General features: G+C 67.4%; 14 protein-coding genes and 1 pseudogene. 7 read left to right on the forward strand and 8 right to left on the reverse strand.

Going from position 1 to position 22,596, the window contains the following annotated elements:
* Window positions 1-31: 31 nt before the first annotated feature.
* From ON22_RS38460 to ON22_RS01085, 4 genes and pseudogenes are all read left to right on the forward strand, one after another.
* Window positions 32-1,594, forward strand: a pseudogene (locus tag ON22_RS38460) (DNA polymerase III subunit gamma and tau); the annotation flags it as partial.
* Window positions 1,595-3,457: 1,863 nt separating this feature from the next.
* Window positions 3,458-4,669, forward strand: coding sequence for an acetyl-CoA C-acetyltransferase (locus ON22_RS01075; RefSeq protein WP_033243897.1), 1,212 nt, complete (start codon window positions 3,458-3,460; stop codon window positions 4,667-4,669).
* A 38-nt stretch (window positions 4,670-4,707) separates the two neighbouring features.
* Window positions 4,708-6,858 (forward strand): 3-hydroxyacyl-CoA dehydrogenase NAD-binding domain-containing protein, encoded by a 2,151-nt coding sequence (locus tag ON22_RS01080; protein ID WP_033243898.1) that lies wholly within the window; start codon window positions 4,708-4,710, stop codon window positions 6,856-6,858.
* Window positions 6,859-7,735: 877 nt separating this feature from the next.
* Window positions 7,736-11,368, forward strand: coding sequence for a serine/threonine-protein kinase (locus ON22_RS01085; RefSeq protein WP_231508590.1), 3,633 nt, complete (start codon window positions 7,736-7,738; stop codon window positions 11,366-11,368).
* A 1-nt stretch (window position 11,369) separates the two neighbouring features.
* Here ON22_RS01085 and ON22_RS01090 read toward each other — a convergent pair whose 3' ends face one another.
* Window positions 11,370-12,686, reverse strand: coding sequence for a class I SAM-dependent methyltransferase (locus tag ON22_RS01090; RefSeq protein WP_033243899.1), 1,317 nt, complete (start codon window positions 12,684-12,686; stop codon window positions 11,370-11,372).
* Window positions 12,683-14,119, reverse strand: coding sequence for an FAD-binding oxidoreductase (locus ON22_RS01095; protein WP_033243900.1), 1,437 nt, complete (start codon window positions 14,117-14,119; stop codon window positions 12,683-12,685). Before ON22_RS01095 ends, ON22_RS01090 begins: the two co-directional genes overlap by 4 nt.
* 356 nt (window positions 14,120-14,475) lie before the next feature.
* Here ON22_RS01095 and ON22_RS01100 point away from each other — a divergent pair, with 356 nt between their 5' ends.
* The gene (locus tag ON22_RS01100) at window positions 14,476-14,910 is read left to right on the forward strand and encodes an SRPBCC family protein (RefSeq protein WP_033243901.1); all 435 of its coding nucleotides are present in this window, start codon (window positions 14,476-14,478) and stop codon (window positions 14,908-14,910) included.
* 67 nt (window positions 14,911-14,977) lie between these two features.
* On the opposite strand, the gene ON22_RS01105 is transcribed toward ON22_RS01100, so the two are convergent.
* Entirely contained in the window at window positions 14,978-15,331 is a 354-nt protein-coding gene (locus ON22_RS01105) for a VOC family protein (RefSeq protein WP_033243902.1), read from the reverse strand.
* A gap of 201 nt (window positions 15,332-15,532) precedes the next feature.
* Here ON22_RS01105 and ON22_RS01110 point away from each other — a divergent pair, with 201 nt between their 5' ends.
* The gene (locus tag ON22_RS01110; RefSeq protein WP_033243903.1) at window positions 15,533-15,865 is read left to right on the forward strand and encodes a YbaB/EbfC family nucleoid-associated protein; all 333 of its coding nucleotides are present in this window, start codon (window positions 15,533-15,535) and stop codon (window positions 15,863-15,865) included.
* Window positions 15,866-15,884: 19 nt separating this feature from the next.
* Window positions 15,885-16,493 carry a recombination mediator RecR gene (gene recR / locus ON22_RS01115; RefSeq protein ID WP_033243904.1) on the forward strand — a complete coding sequence of 203 codons (609 nt, stop codon included), beginning with the start codon at window positions 15,885-15,887 and terminating at the stop codon, window positions 16,491-16,493.
* Between the two features lie 361 nt (window positions 16,494-16,854).
* On the opposite strand, the gene ON22_RS01120 is transcribed toward recR, so the two are convergent.
* The 5 genes from ON22_RS01120 to ON22_RS01140 all read right to left on the reverse strand — a co-directional run bounded on the left by ON22_RS01120 (window position 16,855) and on the right by ON22_RS01140 (window position 22,560).
* A complete protein-coding gene (locus ON22_RS01120; RefSeq protein ID WP_033243905.1) occupies window positions 16,855-17,496 on the reverse strand; it encodes a hypothetical protein in 642 nt (213 codons plus the stop codon).
* 76 nt (window positions 17,497-17,572) lie between these two features.
* Window positions 17,573-18,286, reverse strand: coding sequence for a type 1 glutamine amidotransferase (locus ON22_RS01125; protein ID WP_033243906.1), 714 nt, complete (start codon window positions 18,284-18,286; stop codon window positions 17,573-17,575).
* Window positions 18,283-19,521 carry a MurT ligase domain-containing protein gene (locus ON22_RS01130; protein ID WP_081595235.1) on the reverse strand — a complete coding sequence of 413 codons (1,239 nt, stop codon included), beginning with the start codon at window positions 19,519-19,521 and terminating at the stop codon, window positions 18,283-18,285. The genes ON22_RS01125 and ON22_RS01130 overlap by 4 nt, the downstream gene beginning before the upstream one ends.
* Before the next feature lie 98 nt (window positions 19,522-19,619).
* Window positions 19,620-21,428 carry a hydroxysqualene dehydroxylase gene (locus ON22_RS01135; protein WP_081595236.1) on the reverse strand — a complete coding sequence of 603 codons (1,809 nt, stop codon included), beginning with the start codon at window positions 21,426-21,428 and terminating at the stop codon, window positions 19,620-19,622.
* Window positions 21,429-21,522: 94 nt separating this feature from the next.
* Complete coding sequence (locus ON22_RS01140) at window positions 21,523-22,560, reverse strand: EamA family transporter (RefSeq protein WP_081595237.1); 1,038 nt, start codon at window positions 22,558-22,560, stop codon at window positions 21,523-21,525.
* Between the last annotated feature and the right edge of the window lie 36 nt (window positions 22,561-22,596).

A 22,596-nucleotide genomic window follows, 5' to 3' on the forward strand; every position in this document is an offset into this window, starting at 1 on the left:
ACACGTCGTAGTCGCGACCTACACTCTCCGCGTGGCTCTGTACCGGAAGTACCGACCGGCAACGTTCGCTGACGTAGTGGGCCAGGAGCATGTCACGGACCCGCTGTGTACTGCGCTCGATACCGGGCGGATCAGTCATGCGTACCTGTTCTCCGGTCCGCGTGGTTGCGGGAAGACCTCGTCCGCCCGGATTCTGGCGCGGTCGCTGAACTGCGTCGAAGGTCCCACCTCGACCCCGTGCGGTACCTGCGCTTCCTGTGTATCCCTCGCTCCGGGCGGTGGCGGGAACCTCGATGTGATCGAACTGGACGCGGCCAGCCACGGCGGTGTGGACGACACCCGGGAACTGCGCGATCGCGCCTTCTATGCGCCCGCCGAGTCCCGCTACCGGGTGTTCATCGTCGACGAGGCGCATATGGTGACCACCGCCGGCTTCAATGCGCTGCTCAAGATCGTCGAAGAACCGCCCGCGCATCTGATCTTCGTATTCGCCACCACCGAGCCGGAAAAAGTGCTGCCGACCATTCGGTCGCGCACCCACCACTACCCGTTCCGGCTGCTGCCGCCCGCCACGATGCGCGGACTGCTCGGCGATATCTGCGCCCAGGAGCACGTACCGGTGGACGAGGCGGTGTATCCGCTGGTCATCCGAGCCGGCGGCGGTTCCCCGCGAGATAGTTTGAGTGTTCTCGACCAACTGCTCGCGGGCGCCGGTAGCGACGGCGTCACCTATACGCGCGCCGTCGCGCTGCTGGGGGTGACCGATGTGGCGTTGATCGATGATGCGATCGACGCGCTGTCCGCCGGCGACGGTGCCGCGCTGTTCCGCACCGTCGACCGGGTGATGGAAGCCGGTCACGACCCGCGCCGTTTCGCGGTGGATCTGCTCGAACGGCTGCGCGACCTGATCCTGATGCAGGCCGTACCGGATGCCACCGAGCGCGGTCTCGTGGCCGCCCCCGGCGACCTGCTGGACCGGATGCGCGATCAAGCCGCCCGGCTGGGTCCCGCGACGCTCACCCGCTGCGCCGAACTCCTGCACGCCGGCCTGGGGGAGATGCGCGGTGCCACCGCGCCGCGGCTGCTGCTCGAGGTCGTGTGTTCCCGCATGCTGCTCCCCGCGGCCGATACCTCCGATGCCGCAACTCTGCAGCGGCTGGAACAGCTGGAACGGCGGATCGCTTCCGGAGTTGCGGCGGCTCCGGCCGATGCCGCTGTGGAGCCCGGGCCGGTGTCCGGCGGTGCGCCCGCGGCACCTGCCCACCCGGCCGCGGACCCTTCGCGCCGACGCGGGGCCGAAGCGCTGGCGGCGCTGCGCGAATCCAAGACTGCGCACACATCCGGCAGTCCCGCCGACGGGACCCTGCCGGGCGCCCACACTGCCGGCCCCGCTCCGCGACCGGCGGAATCGGATCTTCGGAACGAAACAGCCTCTGCGGCACAGAAGTCGGCCGAGGCAACCGGGACACCCGGAGGTGACTCACATCGCGCGCCTGCGGCCGGCCCGCCCGCGGGACCGCCGCAACCGACGGGCGCGGTGCGGCCCGGTATCACCGAACCCGGCAGCTCCGGTCGTCCGCAGGATGCTTCGGAAGCCGGAAACAGGAGCCTTTCGTCGGCTGAGACCGGCCCGGGAGATCGCGCCGGCGCTCAGGCGGCGCCAGATGATCGGGATCGTCCGGACGTCGGCACCGGTCCGGAAAACCGGCCGGCACCTCGGGCATCCGCTGACGAGCGGGATGATCGGACCACCCCGGACGGTGCGGACGGCGGTGCGGGCCTGCATGCGACCATCGGTGATCGGAATCCCGAGGGAGACCCGCCGGGAGCGCAGGGGTCTGCTGGTGAGCGGGATCATCAGGCGGTCCGAGCTGGGGAGGAAGGTCCTGCGGGAGCATCGGCGGCGACCGGTGACAAGGACCGTATGGGCGTCGGCGCCGGAGATCAGCCGGAAACACAGGGGGCCGGTGGTGAGCGGAATCGTCCGACCGTTCGAGCTGGGGAGGAAGGTCGTGCGGGAGCACCGGCGGCGATCGGTGACGAGGATCGTTCGGGCGTCGGCGCCGGAGATCGACCGGGGACGCAGGGGTCCGGTGGTGAGCGGGATCGCCCGGCGGCGGGAGCCGGGGAGGAAGGTCGTGCGGAGGCTCGGATAGCGCACGGCAGCCGGGATCGTGCGAGTGCCGATGTAGCCGCGAGCGGTGGCGCGGGTGATCGGGAACTCGGGGCGACGGGCGTGGACAGTTCTGCCGGGGATCACGATGGCACCCGTCGGCCCGATGGCGGATCGACCGCACCCGCCGGGCCGGCCGACGCGGATACCGACGCCGAATTGCTGGCGGCCGTCGAGGCCGCCTGGGCCGACATCAAGGTGAAGGTCCGGGAATTCGGGCCGACCATCGGCGCGATGCTCACCTCGGGGGCGTCGGTCGCCGGGGTCGAGCAGGGCGAGATCGTTCTCGCTCACCACGCGGCGCTGGTGCAGCGGTTGTCCCAGCCGCAGCCGATGGGGGCCGTCCGGTCGGCGGTCGCCGCGGTGCTCGGGCACGAGCATCCGGTGCGCTGGGTGGTGGCCGGTCAGCAGGTTTCGCGCGGTCCCGGCGGCCGGGAGCGGGGCGGCCGGCGGTCCGGTGATACCGATTCCGGTGATTCCGAAGGGGGGCGTCGAGGCGGTCCGCGCCGGACGTGGACCGGCCGGCCCGGCGCCGGTGACGGCGAAACCGCCCGCGGGGAATCCGGTACGGAAGCCGCCGGTGCCGCGGGAACCGCGCAGTCCGGTGCCGGTAGCGGGGAGCCGACCCGTGCGCCGGGTGCGTCCGGCAAACCGGCCCCCCGGTTCTCCCGGCCCAGTCAGGCCCGGAGCGCCGCAGCGACCGGGGACCCCGGTTCGGCGGGCCCTGGTAACTCCGGCGCGGGCGGTGCCGGGAATCCGTATGACGACATTCCGCCGCCGGACTATCCGGACCTCCCGGACGACCCGGGTCCGGACGATTACGGTTACGGATCCGCTGCCGTTCCGGCCTCCACTCCGGAGGAGGAGCAGGAGATGCTTGCCGACGCCGCGCGGCCGGTCGATCCGGGGCAGCGGCGCGATCCGGACGAGGTCGCTCTGGAATTGCTGGCGAGTGAGCTGGGCGCCACCCCGTTGAATGGTTGACAAGCACCGGCTCGACCACGTTAAGTTAACCGGAGTTCGCATCCGGCGGTACTATGGGCGGGTGGCTGCGGACTTCCGCGAGACAAGGTTCTATGGTGGGCCCTGACGAGCGGGCCGCCGGATACCCGTCCGCTGGTTCGTGCCGTGGTTTGTACAGCGTATGCCCGCGCGGGTTCTCCGGCCCGCCGGCGCTATGCCAACTGAATACGGACGGTCGGTCGAACGGCCGGTCGGCGAGGTAACTCGCGTCTGCTCCGCCAGGTGCGGGCGGGCGTATTCCTAGGAAGGAAACACTCCGATATGACCACAGAGGCCTACATCTACGAGGCCATCCGCACCCCGCGCGGCCGCAACAAGAAGGGGTCGCTGCATTCGGTCAAGCCGATCGATCTCACCACTGGCCTGGTGCAGGAGCTGCGCAACCGCTTCCCGAACCTGGACGAGGACCGTATCTCGGATCTGATCCTCGGTGTCGTCTCCCCGGTCGGTGACCAGGGCTCCGATATCGCCCGCACCACCGTGCTCACCGCCGGCCTGCCCGAAACCGTCGGTGGTTTCCAGCTCAACCGCTTCTGCGCCTCGGGCCTGGAAGCCGTGAACCTGGGCGCCCAGAAGGTCCGTTCCGGCTTCGACGACCTGGTCATCGCCGGTGGCGTCGAATCCATGTCGCGCGTGCCGATGGGTTCCGACGGCGGCGCCTGGATGCTCGACCCGGCCACCAACTACGACACCTACGTCGTACCGCAGGGCATCAGCGCCGACCTGATCGCCAGCATCGAGGGCTTCTCCCGCGATGATGTCGACGCCTACGCGGTGCGTTCGCAGGATCTGGCCGCCAAGGCGACCACCGGCGGCTACTTCGCCAAATCCATCGTCCCGGTCAAGGACCTCAACGGCCTGACCGTGCTGGACCGCGACGAGCATATGCGTCCCGGCACCACTGTGGAAGATCTGGCCAAGCTGAACCCCTCGTTCGCCGGTATCGGTGAAATGGGCGGTTTCGACGCGGTGGCGCTGCAGAAGTACCACTTCGTCGAGAAGATCAACCACGTCCACCACGGCGGCAACAGCTCCGGCATCGTCGACGGCGCCGCGCTGGTGCTCATCGGCAGCGAAGAGGCCGGTAAGGCCTCGGGTCTGACCCCGCGCGCCCGCGTCGTCGCGACCGCCACCAGCGGCGCCGACAGCACCATCATGCTCACCGGGCCCACCCCGGCGGCGAAGAAGGTGCTGGCCAAGGCCGGTCTGACGATGGACGATATCGATCTGTTCGAGATCAACGAGGCCTTCGCCTCGGTCGTGCTGAAGTTCCAGAAGGATCTGCAGATCCCGGACGAGAAGCTCAACGTCAACGGCGGTGCCATCGCCATGGGCCACCCGCTGGGTGCCACCGGTGCCATGATCACCGGCACCATGGTCGACGAACTGGAGCGCCGCAACGCCCGCTACGCCCTGGTCACGCTGTGCATCGGCGGCGGCATGGGTGTGGCCACCATCATCGAGCGGGTCTGATCCCACCGGTCACTGATTCAACAAGGAGAGACAGAGCTGTGAGCGAAGCCAACATGATCGGTTGGGAGAAGGATTCGGACGGCATCGTCGTACTGACGATGGACGATCCGAACCAGGGCGCCAACACGATGAACGACCTCTACAAGAAGTCGATGACCGAAACGGTCGACCGGCTGGAGGCCGAGAAGGACGACATCACCGGTGTCGTGCTGACCTCCGCGAAGAAGACCTTCTTCGCCGGCGGCGATCTGAAGAACATGATGCAGGTCGGCCCGGACAACGGTCCGGAGCTGATGGAAGAGCTGGGCGAGATCAAGTCGGCGCTGCGCCGGCTGGAGACCCTCGGCAAGCCCGTCGTCGCCGCCATCAACGGTGCCGCGCTGGGCGGCGGCCTGGAAATCGCGCTGGCGACCCACCACCGGGTCGCGGCCGATATCCCCGGCGTCGTGATCGGCCTGCCCGAGGCCACCCTCGGCCTGCTGCCCGCCGGTGGCGGCATCATCCGCACCGTGCGCATGCTCGGCCTGCAGAACGCGTTGATGCAGGTTCTGCTGCAGGGCCAGCGCAACAAGCCGGCCAAGGCCAAGGAGATCGGCCTGGTCGACGAGCTGGTCGGCTCGATCGACGAACTGGTGCCCGCCGCCAAGGCGTGGATCAAGGCCAATCCCGAGGGCGGCGTGCAGCCGTGGGACAAGAAGGGCTTCAAGATCCCGGGCGGCACCCCCGCCAGCCCAGCGTTCGCCGCCCAGCTCCCGGCCTTCCCGGCCAACCTGCGCAAGCAGCTCAAGGGCGCGAATATGCCCGCCCCGCGCGCCATCATGGCCGCGGCGGTCGAAGGCTCGCAGGTCGGCATCGACGATGCCTCGCTGATCGAGTCCCGCTACTTCGTGCACCTGCTCACCGGGCCGGTCGCGAAGAACATGATCCAGGCGTTCTTCTTCGATCTGCAGACCATCAACAACGGTGGTTCGCGGCCGAACGATGTGCCCAAGCGCGAGATCAAGAAGGTCGGCGTGCTCGGCGCGGGCATGATGGGCGCCGGTATCGCCTACGTCTCCGCCAAGGCCGGCTACGAGGTCGTGCTGAAGGACGTCACCATCGAGGCGGCCGAACGCGGTAAGGGCTACTCGGAGAAGATCGAGGCCAAGGCGCTGTCCCGGGGCAAGACCACCGAGGAGAAGTCCAAGGCGCTGCTCGACCGGATCAAGCCGAGCGCCGATGCCGCCGATTTCGCGGGCGTCGATTTCGTGATCGAGGCCGTCTTCGAGAGCACCGAGCTCAAGCACAAGGTGTTCCAGGAGATCGAGGATATCGTCACCCCGGACGCGCTGCTGGGCTCCAACACCTCCACCCTGCCGATCACCGGCCTGGCCGCGGGTGTCAAGCGCGAGCAGGACTTCATCGGTATCCACTTCTTCTCGCCGGTCGACAAGATGCCGCTGGTCGAGATCATCAAGGGTGAGAAGACCTCCGACGAGGCCCTGGCCCGGGTGTTCGACTACACCCTCGCCATCAAGAAGACCCCGATCGTCGTCAACGACAGCCGCGGTTTCTTCACCTCGCGCGTGATCGGCACCTTCGTCAACGAGGCGATCGCCATGCTGGGTGAGGGCATCGAGCCCGCCACCATCGAGCAGGCCGGTTCGCAGGCGGGCTACCCGGCCCCGCCGCTGCAGCTGACCGATGAGCTGAACATGAAGCTCATGCAGAAGATCGCGCGGGAGACCGAAGAGGCTGCCAAGGCCGGCGACGCCGCCATGGGCACCGAACGGCATCCGGCCATCGACGTGGTCGACTACATGGTCGAGCAGGGGCGCCCGGGGCGTCTCGAGAAGGCCGGCTTCTACGAGTACGACGAGAACGGCAAGCGTCTCAACATCTGGCCGCAGCTGCGTGAGCACTTCAAGACCACGACCGGTTTCGGCGTGCCGCTGCAGGACCTGATCGACCGCATGCTGTTCGCCGAGGCCATCGAAACCCAGAAGTGCTTCGACGAAGGCGTGCTCGAGTCCACCGCGGACGCGAATATCGGCTCGATCTTCGGTATCGGGTTCCCGGCCTGGACCGGTGGCGTGCACCAGTTCATCGTCGGCTACCCCGGCGGCCAGGCGGCCTTCGTGGCCCGGGCCGACGAGCTGGCGAAGAAGTACGGTAAGCGTTTCGAGGTCCCGGCCTCGCTGCGTAAGTAGTCCCGGACCGGACGAACAGTCCGTTCGGACGATCGGCACAGCCCGCCCCACCTTTTCGTGGGGCGGGCTGTGTTTTTTTCGCGGCTCCTCCGGTGCCGAACCTCTCGGGGCCTCGCGGAACCGCTCGGTGCCTCGCCCGGGCTCCTACCACGCCGTGGAATACTTCGCTCCGCTCGGCGTGTCGCCGAATGTGTTCGGTTACCGGCCTACCCGGACGTTTCGAAGATTCGCCCCGGAATCGGCAACGGCCGGGTAGGCGCGACCGATAGATCTACTGGGACCGAAAGGCGCGCGGGGCAGTGCGGCCGGTTTGTTGTCGGATACCAGGGATATACCTGTATCAGCCGGCTTGTCCGGGGGCCGCCCCGTAGATGCGCCGCCGAGCAGCGCACGGCGCGGGCGCGCCCAGAACTACATACGGACCTTCGCCGACCAGCGTGTTCTGCGGTTGCGTGGGGCGGCGAACGCCCTGCCGAGAACTCAACACGCGAGCAAGGAGGAAAGCCGCGCATCCGGGTATTGCGCGCGCTACGTTGGAAGTGGATACCGGAACGGCGCCGCGGCGGCGTACTCCACCGCAGCCGGTTCGTAACGAGTGCGAGGTGGTGAGATGATTCCACGAACGCGTTCGGGCCCACCGGGCCGCGAATCGGAGGACTCCTACGCCACATCCGCCGTCGAGCCGGAAAGCGCTGGGGTGGAAAGCGGTAGGCCCGGCCCGGGGGCTCCGGAACGGGCGGCGCAGCCGAGCACCGAGGAACCCCGGGAATCCGGTGGTGCGGCTCCCGGTAGCGCCGAGTCCGGCAGCGACGACCCCGGCGGAGCCGAGCCCGACACCAGCGGAGCCGAGCCCGACAGCGGTGGCCCCGAGCCCACCATGGCAGTTCCGGGACGGGGGCCGGAGTCCGCGGGCGCCGAACCGGAGCGCATCGTCGAAGACCTGGCCGCCATGGGGCTGACCGAGGCGCAGGAGATCGGCCGCGGCGGCTTCGGCGTCGTATACCGGTGTGTGCAGCGGGCACTGGACCGTGTGGTCGCAGTGAAGGTGCTGTCGTCGGATCTGGACCCGGAGAGCCGGGAACGATTCCTGCGCGAAGAGCACGCCATGGGCAGGCTGTCCGGGCATCCGAATATCGTCGACATCCTGCAGGTGGATGTGACAGCCAGTGGCCTGCCGTTCATCGTGATGCCGTTCGCCACGCACGGGTCGCTGGAACGCCTCGTCCATGACCTGGGCCCGTTGAGCTGGGCCGATACCCTCCGTGCCGGAGTGAAACTGGCCGGGGCGATCGAGAGCGCACACCGGACCCGGATCCTGCACCGCGATGTGAAACCGGCCAATGTGCTGCTCAGTTCCTACGGCGAACCGCAGCTCACCGATTTCGGGATCGCGCGGATGCCCGGCGGTTTCCGCACTTCGGACAGTCAGATCACCGGATCACCGGCATTCACCGCGCCCGAGGTACTCAAAGGCGAGGAACCCACCGTCCGATCCGATGTGTACGGCCTGGGCGCGACATTGTTCGCTCTGCTCACCGGTCATGCGGCGTTCGAACGGCAGGCCGGAGAGCGGGTGGTCGCGCAATTCCTGCGGATCACCACGCAACCGGTGCCCGACCTCCGTGACCAGGACATACCGGCCGATGTGGCCGCCGCGATCGAAGAGGCGATGGCGCAGGACCCGCAGGATCGCCCGGTCTCCGCCTACGAGTTCGGTGAGATGTTGCGGGAGGTCCAGATAGCGCACGGGCAGGTCCCGGACGATATGGCGTTACTGGACCCGGAGATCACCGCGATGGAAACGGGACCGCCGGCGCACGACCGGCAGCCGCCCGCGGTGACCGCCCGCCGCAGCTGGCCGCTGCTGCCGCCGACGGCCGCCGGCTGGTTGAGCGGCACCGGCGCACATCCACGGAGGGCCACCGGCGAGACCGGCCCGCGCGGCAGCACTTCCGGTCGGCAGGAAGTGGTGTCGGGCGCACGACGGCGCTCCCCGGCCACCCTGCCGCCGAGCCCGGCCACGAAGTTCCGGCCGCCGACACCACCGCGGGAGCCGGTGCGCCGGCCGCGGCTGCTCGATATCCTGCGCACCGGTGTGGAACGCCGGCTCACCGTGATCCACGCCCCCGCCGGTTTCGGTAAGAGCGTGCTGGCGGCGCAGTGGCGCGACGAGCTGGAGGGGCTCGGACTACCGGTCGCCTGGATCGGGATCGACAGCGGCGACGACCACGAGGTCTGGTTCCTCGCGCACCTCATCGAGGCCATTCACCGGGTGCGGCCCGATATCGGGGCAGGTCTGGGGCAGATGCTCGAGGAGCGGCCCGCGGATTCGGTCACTATCGCGGAATCCAGCCTGATCACCGAACTACACACCAGCGGGGAACCGGTGGTGGTGATCATCGACGACTGGCATCGGCTTACCGACCCCGGCGCGAAACGGGTGCTGTCGAGCCTGCTGGACAGCGGATGTCACCATCTGCGGCTCGTGGTGACCAGCCGAGATCCCTCGGAACTGCCCATCGGCCGGATGCGGATGAACGACGAACTGGTGCAGCTCGATTCCGCGCAGCTGCGGCTCACCCGCGCCGAGGTCGGGGAGATCCTGGTGCGCCGCAACGGTTTCGCTCTCGACGATGAACAGCTGGACCGGCTGTACACCGCCACCGACGGGTGGCCCGCGGCGATCCAGTTGATCAGTCTCGCGCTGCGCGACGATCCCGATCCGGCTGTCCTGGTGGAACGCCTGTCCGAGGGCGGGCACGGTATCCGCGAATATCTGGCCGAGAACGTGCTCGACGCCCTCGAACCCGAGATGCTCGACTTCCTCGCCGTGATCGCGGTGGCCGAGCAGGCGAACGGTTCGCTGGCCATTGCGCTCACCGGTAACTCCGAGGCGCCTCGACTGCTGGAGCAGGCCGAGCGGCGCGAGTTGTTCGTGCGGCGTGCCGATGACGAACCGGAATGGTTCCAGATGCAGCCGTTGTTCGCCGAATATCTGCGTGCCCGCCTGGACCGGACGGATCCGGGCCAGGTGAAAACCCTGCACCGCCGGGCCGCACGGTGGTATGCCGAACACCAGCTGCTGCGCCGCGCGGTGGACCATTCGCTGGCCGGGACCGATTTCAAGACGGCGCTAGATCTGCTCGAGAACGGCGGGATGGATCTGATCGACGGTTCGCGGGTCGCGACACTGCTCGGTTCGGTGTCCAAACTTCCCGTCCAGCAGGTGGCCTCGCGTTCGAAGCTGCTGATGGCGGTCGCGCGGGCCAATGTGAATCTGCAACAGTCCACCGCAGCCCGTTCGGCGCTGAATCGGCTGTCGAATGTGCTCTCCCGGAGCCCGGAGGACGACGGGGAGGTGCGCAAACAGCGCTGCCAGGCCGATGTACTGGCCGCGGCCGACGAGATCTCGCACGACCGCTCCGCGGGTGTACTCGAACAGGTCGCCGAATCGCTGCGCCATCCCGGCGAACTACCCGCCTGGACGGTCGCCACAGCGGCCAATATCCACGCCTACGTGCGAATTTGCGAATTCGACTATCGGGCGGCGAGCGAAATGCTGGAGTGGGCGCGACCGTATCAGGAACGCTCCCGGGAGCCGCTCGGGGAGATCTTCGCCTGGTGCGGACGCGGCCTCATCGCCTACGAGCAGCTGGATACCGCGGTGGCGTTGAGTGCCTACCGGCAGGCTTACAAAACGGCTCAGATGCGGTCCGGGCCGCGTTCGCACGGGGTCCGGGCCGCTGCCGGACTGCTGGGAGAGCTCGAATACCGGCGCGGTGATCTGGCCGCCGCCGAGGAACTGTTCGACGAGTCCTACCAGCTGGTGGCGCGGGTCGGGCCGATCGAATCGCTGATCGCCACCATTGTGACCGGCGCGCGGGTGAAGGCATTACTCGGTGATCTACCGGCGGCCGCGGTGCGGCTGGGGGAGGGGGCGCGGATCGCCGCGGACCACCAGCTGACCCGGCTGGCCGCGCAGATCCGGGCCGAGCAGTTCCGGCTGGGCGTGGTCGCGCCCGATCGTGCTCCGGAAAGCACGGCGGCCGTCGCCGGCAATTTCCTCGAACCCGGCCGCGAACCCGAGCATCCGGTGGTGCCGTCGGTGCTGGATATGGAGGCCGGCGAGATCGCCACCATCCGGGCCCTGCTGGCAGGCGGTACCCGGCAGGAGCACGAACGCGCGGCCCGGCATGCACGGGCACTCCAAAGCCGCACGCGGGACCAGGGGCGGCCCCGCGCCGAGCTGGATCTCTCGCTGCTGCTCGCCGAATCGCTGGCTGCCGCCGGCTGGGTCGGTGAGGCCGCCGCGCTGCTGGCGCCGGTGGTCGCCACCTGCGCCGAGCTCGGCTGGACCCGGCCGCTGCTCGATGCGGGACCGGCGGTACTCGAGATCATGCGGGTCCTGCGCGACGATCTACCGGTATCCACCCCGGACGGAACGGACACGGTTCGCACGCTGGGTGAGAACCGTGTCCCGATCCGTTTCCTGGACGAGCTGCTGAGCTGATCTAGGGCTGCCACCAAGGCCGCAGCGGCACCTCCGGTTTACCGGAACTGCCCAGTTTGACCCCGAGTACCTGGTGCAACTGCACCACGTTGCGCTCGAATCCCAGCCGGCTGCCCGCCATGTACAGGCCCCACACCTTCGCGGTGCCCTCGCCGGCTTCGGCGACACAGGCATCCCAGTTGGCCACCAGGTTCTTGCACCATTCCGCGAGAGTCAGCGCGTAGTGTTCGCGCAGGTTCTCCTCGTGCAGCACCTCGAGCCCGACATTCTGGATATCGCTGATGATGCGACCCGAGCCGATGAGCTCCCCGTCGGGGAAGACATAGCGGTCGATGAAATCTCCGGCCTTCGTGGTGCGGGTGTTGTCCGGCCGGGTGATGCAGTGGTTCAGGAACAAGCCGCCGTCGCGCAGTTTGCCCTGGATGAACCGGAAATAGGACGGGTAGTTGTGGACCCCGATATGTTCGGTGAGTCCGATCGAGGACAGCGCGTCGAACTGGCCCTCGGGCACATCGCGGTAATCCGAATGCCGCACCTCGGCGAGATCGCTCAGTCCTTCTTCGGCGATCTTCTTCTGCGCCCACGCGGCCTGTTCGGCCGAGAGGGTCGCCCCGATGACGTGGACTCCACGTTTGGCGGCGTAGCGCACCATGCCACCCCAGCCGCAGCCGATATCGAGCAGCCGGTCGCCCTCCTTCAGCGCGAGCTTCTCGAAGACCAGCCGGTACTTGTTCTCCTGCGCCTGCTCCAGCGTCCAATCCCGCTCGCCGTAACACGCGCAGGTGTAGGTCATGGAGGGGCCGAGCACGTACTCGTAGAAGGTGTTCGAGACGTCGTAGTGATGGTGGATGACCTCGGCATCGCGGGCCTTGGAATGCCGCAGACCCTCCATCGCGATCCGGCGCCACCGCGGCACCGTCTCCTGCGGCGGCGGCGGTACCGGGCGCAGCCGCTCCCAGCCCAGCGAGCGGGCGATCGCCACCAGCGAAAGCGCCGACGGACGTTTGAACTTCAGGTCCGTCATCGCCGCGAGGATTTCGTAGGGATCGCCGGGGTGCACACCCGCAGCGTCCATATCTCCGGCGATGTAGGCGCGGGCCAGGCCGAGATCACCCGGCGCGTTGGCGAGATAGTTGATACCGCGTGGATTGCGGATCTCCAGCGCGAAATCGGATTCCACCGGGCCGGTGGTGCTGCCGTCATAGGCGGTCAGCTTGATGGGAACATCGCCGTCGACCAAGGTCTCGACGACTTCGGCGATACTGAGCCGGGTGCCCAGATCCGCAAAAGCATCGGATCTATCCTTGAATGTCGTCATCTGCGTTGCACCGCCTTCGAATACAGATCCAGCAGGCGCTGGCCGGGATCGTAGCGTTTCTTCAATTCTTTGTATCTCTCACCGCCGTACAGGGCGGCAAACTCCTCGGGTTCGTAATATGAATCCGAGTACAGGGATTTGTGTCCGTCGAATTCGGTGACGGTTTTCTCGATGGCACGATTTGCCGCACCATCTATCCGGCCGGGCGATTTGGGCACCGCCGACCAGAAGCCTATGTTCACGTACGTACGACCGGTCCGCAGCGGATACAGCGGCCACGGCTGGGTTCCGGTCGCGGCGCCGGTATCGCGCAGCCGCAGCGGGCACAGCCAGATGGGTTCGATGGGAATTTCGCGCAGGAACCATTCCATGAAATCCGCGGTGCGTTCCACCGGGACCTCGATATCCTGCACCACACGCTCCTGCGGTGGATTTCCTTTACGCGCCTCGAGTTTGTCGCCGATGTTGTAGCGGTGATCGAGGGCGATCAGTTTCCAGTAGAAACTGCTGCGGCGGTAGCGTTTCGGCCAGAAGCGGCGGATGTTCGGGTTCTGCGTACCGAACGCGCGGGAGCACCAGAACCAGTCGGTATCCCAGCGCCACAGGTAATCGTGGATGGTGAGACGGTCCCGTTTCGCCTCGGGGCCGTCGTGCTGGATGGACCGGTAGTAGATATCCATATCGGTGTAATCGCTGATCGGGCCGGGTTCGTCGGTCTGCCGCCCGAGCGTCAGGTAGCTCTCCCCGGCGCTGAACACCACACCGTCGAGGTAGTCGACCGCTTCCCCGTCGTAGTTGCGCTCCAGCACGATCCGATCGAGTGTGGCTTCGAGTTCATGCAGATCGTGGAACCGCAGATGCCGCAACGCCACATAGGGCGGCACCGATTCCAGTTCGATCTTCAGTCGGGTGGTGTAGCCCAGGGTGCCGTAGGAGTTCGGGAACCCGCGGAACAAATCGGCGTCCGAGCCGTCCGGGGTGATGGTGACGATTTCTCCCGCACCGGTGAGCACCTCCATCTCGAGCACCGATTCGTGCGGTAGGCCGTTACGGAAGGAACTGGATTCGATCCCGAGCCCGGTTACCGCGCCGCCCAGAGTGATCGTCTTGAGTTGCGGCACAACCAGCGGGGCCAGCCCGTAGGGCAGGGTGGCGGCCACCAGATCCTCGTAGGTGGTCATTCCCGCGACCTGGGCGGTTTTCGCCTGCGGGTCCACCTCGATCACCCGGGTGAGCCCCGAGACGTCCAGTCCCGGTGCGGTGTTTTTCGCCCGCGCCCGGAACAGATTGGAAGTCTTCTTGGCCAATCGCACATCGGCATCGGCCGGGATCGCATGGTAGCTCGCGAGCAGGCGGTCGACACCTGCCCGATATGCAGCGAACCCGGATTCATATGCGGCCGGACCGTGGCCGGCCTTCCCCAACAGACTCATTGCCACGTCTAGACGCTAGTCCTACATGGTCTTGATCGGCCAGCGCAGGGGGATCATCCGGATTGAAATGTCACATATTTGTGTCATTCGCACGCCTGCGTGCGCGAGAATCCGGCGGCGTGGACGAACCCAAACCTTCAAGGTGTCGTGCCGGACACGGCGTCGATGTACGGCGCGGCTGCTTCGGGTGGTCCCGAATCGGCCGTTGTGTTATCCAATGTGTAACCGTTTCGGGCGAGTTAGTCGAATAGTCGGCTTTAAGACATTTGTCCGTAATTACCGGGCTGGCGGGGCGCGTTCGGTGGGCACAGGGCAGGATGGTGCTGTCAGAACCCATCCGTATAAGGAGTGTTCAAGTGGGACAGGTCAAGGCCGGCAGTTCGATCGAGGTCGGAGCGGATCCGCAGCGCACGCTGGCGGCCATCACCGACTACACGGAAGTGCGGCCGAAGATTCTCTCCGCGCACTATCGCGACTACAAGGTGGTGGAAGGCGGCCAGGGCGACGGCACCGTGGCCGAGTGGACCCTGCAGGCCACCGAGAAACGAGTCCGCAATATCCGCGCCCAGGTTTCGGTGGCCGATACCGTGGTCACCGAGAAGGACGCCAACTCCACGCTGGTCAACACCTGGAAGGTCACCCCGTCCGGTGCCGGTTCGACGGTGACCCTCGAAACCACCTGGCAGGGTGCCGGTGGGATCGCCGGCATCTTCGAGGGGATTTTCGCACCGCTGGGTCTGCGCAAGATCCAGGCCGAGGTGCTGGCCAACCTGAACCGCGAACTCGGCTGAGACCGCCGATCATGCCGCGGGTGGCGGGCACCGGTCGTGCCCGGCGCCCGCGGCGTGGACGTTCCACTCAGGAATGGACGGCGATATCGAAGAGATTGCCCTCCGGATCGGCCAGCGTGGCCCACTGGAAGCCGTGCTCGTCGAAATCGCCGATATGCTTCGCGCCCAGCGCCACGGCCCGCTCGACCTCGGTAGCCAGATCGGTGGCGAGCAGATCCAGGTGGATCGAATTCTTGCCCGGTGTCCTATCGGGTACCTGCAGGAAGAACAGCGGCGGTGTCAGCCCGGATTCGCGTCCGACGGTGGCGACGTATTCGCTGGCATCCGGGTCGACGGGGTGGTCGAGCAGGCGCGCGTAGAAACCCGCCAGTGCGGCGGCATCCGCGCAATCGTACGTGGTAGCGGCGATGGTCGGGGCCATGGTGCTTCCTGTCCTCGAACGAATGATTGCCCGCATCATTCACCGGCCCACCGACAAGAATCGGCCGATCCGCGATGTACGGCGCGGCGGAGTCGCTACCGGCCGCTCCGTCTCGCCGGCATGTTCGGAGCGCATGGCCTGAGCGGATGTGGAGCCGCGCCCACTAGGCTGAATCACGACTCGTCCGTAGAGAGGAATGCCGTGCAGCCCGATGGTCAGTTCGATATGCAGCAGTTGCTCCAGCAGGCCCAGCAGATGCAGGAGCAGATGATGGCGGCGCAGGCCGAGATCGCTGCTGCCGAAGTGGAGGGGCAGGCGGGAAACGGCCTGGTCAAGGTGACGATCAAAGCGACCGGTGAGGTGTTGTCGCTGAACATCGACCCCAAAGCGGTGGATCCCGAGGATGTGGAGACACTGCAGGATCTGGTGATCGGCGCGATCAACCAGGCGATGGCCAACGCCCAGCAGCTGGCGGCCGAGCGGCTGGGTCCGCTGGCCGGCGGCGGTGGCGCGCCGGGCCTGCCCGGCTTCTGAGCCGTCCCGGAGAATCGCGGTGTACGAGGGTCCGGTTCAGGATCTCATCGACGAACTGGGCAAACTACCGGGCGTCGGCCCCAAGAGCGCCCAGCGGATCGCCTTCCACCTGCTGCAGGTGGAACCGCCGGAGATCGACCGGCTACAGGCGGTACTGCAGAAGATCCGCGACGGTGTGCGGTTCTGCGTGCAGTGCGGCACCGTCGCCGACGGCGAACTGTGCCGGATCTGTGCGGACCCCCGCCGGGATCGCAGCATGATCTGCGTGGTCGAGGAACCCAAGGACGTTCCGGCCATCGAACGCACCCGCGAATTCCGGGGCCGCTACCACGTGTTGGGCGGCGCATTGGATCCGCTGAGCGGTGTGGGCCCCGAACAACTGCGGATCCGGGAACTGCTCACCCGGATCGGCAACCAGGACGACGGTGTGGACGTCACCGAGGTCATCATCGCCACCGACCCGAATACCGAAGGCGAGGCCACCGCGACCTACCTGGTGCGAATGCTGCGCGATTTCCCGGGACTCACCGTCACACGCCTGGCCTCCGGCCTCCCCATGGGCGGCGATCTGGAGTTCGCCGACGAACTGACTCTCGGCCGAGCTTTCTCCGGCCGCCGCAGGCTGTAATTTTGGCGCCGACTCCGTCGGCGCGGGGTTTCGGCCCCCCTTGGTCCCTGCTTTCCGCACTCGACACTCGCGGCTGCGCCGCATCGCATCGAGCACGGAAAGCAGGGACGGGCCGAAACCTTTCAGGGCCTCGCTGAACTCGGCGCCGCCGTTGGTTGCGTCCGGTCCGTAGGGGGCCGAATCTGACGTACCTCGCTGAACTCGGCGCTGCCGTTGGTCACGTTCGGTTCGTAGGGGTGGCCGAATTTGTCGTACCTCGCTGGACTCGGCGCTGCCGTTGGTCGCGTTCGGTTCGGTGTGGGTTCGTCGGGTACGCCGAACGTGTCGGCTACATCCGCCACAACAGGTCGGTTGCCGGCTTTTACATTTCCAGGAGTTCCCAGGACAGCTGGTCGAGCCGCTCGTGGTTGCGGCGGGTCCAGTCCCAGATGAGCCCGGCCACGGTATCCGCACCCGCGACCTGCGTGGTGAAATGCCGGTCGGGGGCGCCGTCGCGGTATTCGAGGGTGAAATCCTGCGTCGAATTCCGGTAGGTCTGGATATAGAACTGCGGCTCGCGTTCCACGATCAGATACGGATTCGGATCGGCCAATTCCCGGACCCAGAAATAGGCCAGGGTTTCGGTCAGATACGGGAATTCCCCCGCGCCGCCGTGCGTGACGGTGACGGGGATATGCCCGGCCGGGTCGATCAGCCAGGTCAGCTGCGGGTCGTAGACCGCGTAGTCGCGCGGTGTCGCCAGTTCGAACACCAGATTCCGGACGAAACCGATCGCATCGTATGGGCCGGCGATATGCAGCGCCGCCCCGTACGGCACTCCGCCGACGGATGTGCTCAGAAAACTGTCCGCCTCCGGAAGTTCGGCATTGCGGTCGTTCAACTCGGCCGCCAGGGCCGCCACCGCGGGCGTTTCCGCCCGCCCCTCCTGCGTAACGAAATACGCATCGACCTCGGCAGGTGTAGCGGCGACACCGGACGGCAGCAGCATATGGTCGTAGCTCACCCACCCAGTGTCTATGGCACAACCCCACACGCGGGGCCCGGCCCCCTTGCCGGTGGTGTCGCCGCAATTCCGGCGATCACGCAGCGCGGAGGCGTTCGCGGCGCAGTCGGTCTACCTCGGGGAGGTCCAGCGGAGGCAACGAGTCCACGCCGAGGGCTCGGCAGAGGAGGTGGTCGGCGAGCTCGGGGTTACGGGCCAGCGCGGGGCCGTGCATGTAGGTGCCGAGAACCGAACCCTGCACCACACCTTCCAGACCATCACCCACACCGTTGCCGACGCCGCGGGACACCCGCGCCAGACCGGTGGCATCGGGACCGAGCGTGGTACCGCCGCGGTGGTTCTCGAAACCGGTGAGCGGGGCGGACAGTCCGGGCAGCAGTGGCGTGGTGGTCACCTCGCCGATCGCGCGGGTGGTTTGCGGGGTGGTGGTGGCGTCCAGTAGCCCGACTCCCTCTACGCGTTCGCCGCTGGAGGTCTCGTACCACTGGCCGAGTACCTGGATCGCCGCGCAGATCGCCAGTACCGGAGCACCGCGGCCGGCCGCGGTCTGCAGGCCCGGATAGCGCAGCAGGTGGCGGGTCGCCAGGCGCTGGGCCGAATCCTCGGCGCCGCCGAGGGTGTAGATGTCCAGCGAGTCCGGTACCGGGTCGGGCAGGGTGATCTCCACGATCTCGGCGTCGATATCGCGCCACCGCAGTCGCTGCCGCAGTACCACGGCGTTGCCGCCGTCGCCGTAGGTGCCCATCACATCGGGCAGTACCAGCCCGATCCGGACGGTCGATTCGCTCATTGTGTGCGCTCCCGGAGGTCACGGTTCAGATCGCGGAACGCCGTGTAGTTGGCCAGCACCTCGACCTGCCCCGCCGGGCAGGAAGCGATCGCGCGGACCGGGTCCGGGACGATGGTGTGCTCGACCCCGGCGTAGGTCAGGCGCACCGCCAGGTCGGTGGCGCGCTCACCGGCGGCCACGACGTGGACATCCTCGAAATGCTCGAATCGCACATCCCACAGCCACGACAGGTCCTCGCCGTCGGGGACCTGCCCGTTCACCGCGATCACCAGGCCCGCGGCACTGTGGTCGATCATCGACAGCGCTTCCTGCCAGCCGGCCGGGTTCTTGGCGAGCAGCAGCCGGGCGGCATGCTCGCCGACCTGCACGGTGCGGTACCGCCCCGCGATTTCCTGCACGGTGCCGGTGGCCGCGCACGCCTGCTCTACTTCGGCGCCCATGGCCACGGCCGCGGCCACGGCCTGCGCGGCGTTACCCCGGTTCGCGCGGCCGGGTAGGGCCAGCCGCAGGGGCAGCCGGACACCATCGGGGCCGCAGAGCTTATCCCCGTCGAGCCACCAATCCGGTTGTGGCCGAGCGAAATCGGTGCCGGTGCTGTGCCAGTGCGGACCCTCCCACAGAATGGGTTCCCCGCTGCGCGGGCAGCTGGTGGCATCCATCGCCCAGCCGCTGCCCGCGGCGACCCAGATGACATTGGGATGGTCGTAGGCGATCGAGGTGACCAGTACATCGTCACAGTTGGCGATGACGACGGTGTCCGGATGGCGGGCCAGGCCCGAGCGCAACCGGCGTTCGATCATATTGATCTCGCCGACCCGGTCCAGCTGGTCGCGGCTGAGGTTGAGCAGGACGACCGCCTCGGGTTTCAGCGAGTCGGTGATATGCGGCAGATGGAGTTCGTCCACTTCGATGGCAGCCAGCGGCGCGTCGCGGTGGGCGTTGAGCGCCGAGACGATTCCGGCGTCCATATTGGCGCCGTCGGCCTGGGTGGCGACCTCGCCGAGGGTGCTCAGCGCGGCGGTGGTCATCCGGGTAGTGGTGGATTTCCCGTTGGTGCCGGTGATCAGCACGGTTCGCTTGCCGCGCCCGAGTTGCTTCATGATCGTGGGATCGATGCGCAGCGCCAGCAGGCCGCCGATCATCGAACCGTTGCCACGGCCCGCCTTGCGCGATGCCCACGCCGCCGCGTCGGCCACTCCGAGGGCTGTTCGCCCGCGCACCGAGATATCTGCCACGCCGGGCAGTCTAATGATCCGCGGCACCCGCGCTCACTCGGCGCAGGTGAGTTCACACCCTGGTGACAATATGGGCCCGAAGGCGGCGCGGTTCGCTGTCAGAACTGGATATCGAACCGGTTCGGGCGCCCGGCGGCGAAGTCGGCGGCGTCGGCCTGGCGCAGCGGCTCGAGTTCGACGGCTCGGTACAGGGTGTAGGTGCGGCAGCGCGGAGCATCCGAGCCGGTCACATCGAGTATCGCGTTGACCGCCGCCCGGGCGGATTCGTTGGCGCCCTCCATGGTGGCCAGGTCGATATTCGTGCGCACATAGTCGCCGGCCAGGAAAAGATTCTCGACTCCGCCGTGCGGTTCGGGGCGTGCGTCCCAGGAGCCGGCGGTATTGATGAGCAGCGGGTCGGCGTTGCTGTTCTCGCCGCGATCGGCATGCCAGGTGATACCGGGGTCGAGAAACCAGGAATGCAGATCGGTATCGCGCAGCAGTTCTTCGCGATCGTTGAGGTGGGCGAGGATCTGGGCCCACGTTTCCTTCGCGATTTCTTCGTGGGTGCATTCCTTGGCGGTTTTGCCGAACAGGATCCCGGGGGTGTTCCAGTCGGAGATATCCACCGAGAGACAGTCCTGGACCGTACCGTCGCCGTATTCGGGCAGTTTGCGCGCCCACAGGGCGTTCTGGGCGATAGAGGTGAGCGACCAGGGCGAGTCGATATAGGCGGTGTGACCGCTGCCGAGTGCGACACCGCGGCGCAGATAGAACTGGATTCCGGTCATCCAGTCGGTGTAGAGACTGCTCATCTTCGCCAGCTCCGGCCAGGCGGCGAGAATATCGGCGCTCCACAGGTCGCGGGCGCGTTCCGCGGGGAGTGCGACCACGAAATGATCCGCCGTCACCGTCTCGGTGCCGCCGTTCGCCGAAACGATTCGGGCGCCGGTGATCCGCCGGTCGGTGATATCGAGTCCGCGGACCTCGGCACCGAGCTCGAACCGCACGCCGAGATCGCGCAACAGCGTCACCCAGGGGTCGATCCAGGCGCTGTTGGTGGGGCCGTTGAGCACCCGGTCCAGGTCTCCGTCGAAGCCGATCTGCAGCGGGTTGCCGAGGAACTGCTCACCCATCGTGCCGATGGTCCGCACGCTGGCCAGCTCGTCCTTGGCCGCCACCAGCAGGCTGGTCAGCGTGCGTGAAACCAGCGCCCGGAACTCGTGCGAGCGCTCGTGGCCGCCCACGAAATCGAGCCAGGAGGTCTTCTCCCACTGTTGCAGGCGGCGGGCATCGCAGCTGGTGTTGAACACCAGCAGCCGGTTGGCGAAGAACAGCCCCTCCTGGGGCGGCATCTTCAGCATGGTGGAGATCACCGAGGCGAGGCTTTCGCGCATACCGTCGGCGGTCGCGGTGGACAGACCCTCCAATGCCATCGGGACGCGGATATCGTCGCCGCCGGCCCTCGAGAACCGGGCGTCGGGTGCTGCCACCAGGTTGTCCCATACGCCGTTGCGGTTGGCGGCGAACGGGATCCGTCGCATGGTGTCGGGGACGTGCTGGTAGAAACCGGGGAAGAAGCGGAAGCCGTGTTCGCCGGGCAGGTCGGGACTGCCGCCGCTACCGGTGCCGGGCACGCCCATACTGCGGGCCTTTCCACCCAGCGCGCGGCGTTCGTAGACGGTGACCTCGTACCCGCGTTCGGCGAGTTCGTGTGCCGCGGTGAGACCGGCGACCCCGCCGCCGAGCACCGCCACCCGGGTTTTCGCTGCGCCGGCCGACCCTGCGGGAAGTGCCGCCGCGGCGGCCACGCCGACGCCGGCGGCCGCCGCGCGGAGCGCGGTGCGCCGGGAAAACCGCCCGAAACCGGTGGTCCGCTGATCAGAAACCGTTGCGGTACCCGTGGCGGGCCACCGATGCTGTGCCATTGTGTCCACTACTCGATCCGGATTGCTGTCGCGATTGCGCCATACTCTAACGGGATGCGCTGTCCACGGCGCATCGACCGAGTGGAAACCGGCACTACCGGACCACGTGCTCGGCGGGGCGCGCAAGGTCTGTGGACGTCACCGCTCCGGTTGTCCTGCCGCAATACCGGAGTGGCATGGCGCCTTGCGCCGCGACGAGGTCTCTCTGCCCCTGTTCGGGATCTGCCGGGACCTCGCGGCGCGAGCCGGTCGGTTTGCGGGCGCCCGCGGTGGCCGCAAACGCACCTGCGATGACCACCGCACCACCGATCAGGCTCGCCGGTGCGGGCGTCTCCCCCAGGAACAGCCATGCCGCGGTGAACCCGACCACCGGAACCAGCAGCGATAGCGGCGCGACGCTCCCCGCGGGGTACCGGCTCATCAGGTAGGTCCACAAACCCGACCCGACCACGGTCGCCAGTACGGCCGTATAGCCCAGAGCCACCAGTGCAGGCCAGCCGTCCGCGGTGAAGGTGTCCAGCAGGGCTTCCACCCCCGTCGTGGGCCCCTCCCAGACCGCGGATATCGCCAGCAGCGGTAGTACCGGCACCGTAGTGATCCATAGTGTGAGGTGCAGCGGATTGATTCCCGGGGCTTCCACGCTCGCCTGGCGTGCCCCGATATTGCCCAGTGCCCAGCCGAATCCGGCGGCCAGCGTCAGAAGTACGGGCAGCAGCGCGGCGTGCGCGAACTGGTTCCAGCCGATCAGCGCCATACCCGCCACGGCGACGAGCAGCCCGGCGACCTGCACCGGCCGTAACCGTTCGCGCAGCAGCACCGCGCCCAGGACCACCGTGAACGGTGCGGAGGATTGCAGGACCAGGGAGGCCAGCCCGGTGGGCATGCCGATTCGCATCGCGGTGAACAGGAACGCGAATTGCAGGATGCCGAAACCCGTGCCGTAGAGCAGGATCCAGCGCCATCGCACCTGTGGCCGCGGGATGAACAGCAGCGCGGGCACCGCGATGATCGCGAAGCGCAGGGCGGCGAAGAAGAAGGGTGGGAGGTGGTCGAGTCCTACCCGGATGGCCAGGAAGTTCACACCCCACAGCAGGACGACGGTCGCGGCGAGGAGGCGGTCACGGGAGGTCACCGTTCAATCATGGGATGTTTGAATAATGAGCACAAT

It is taken from the genome of Nocardia carnea NBRC 14403 (assembly GCF_000308515.1).
GTDB lineage: Bacteria > Actinomycetota > Actinomycetes > Mycobacteriales > Mycobacteriaceae > Nocardia > Nocardia carnea.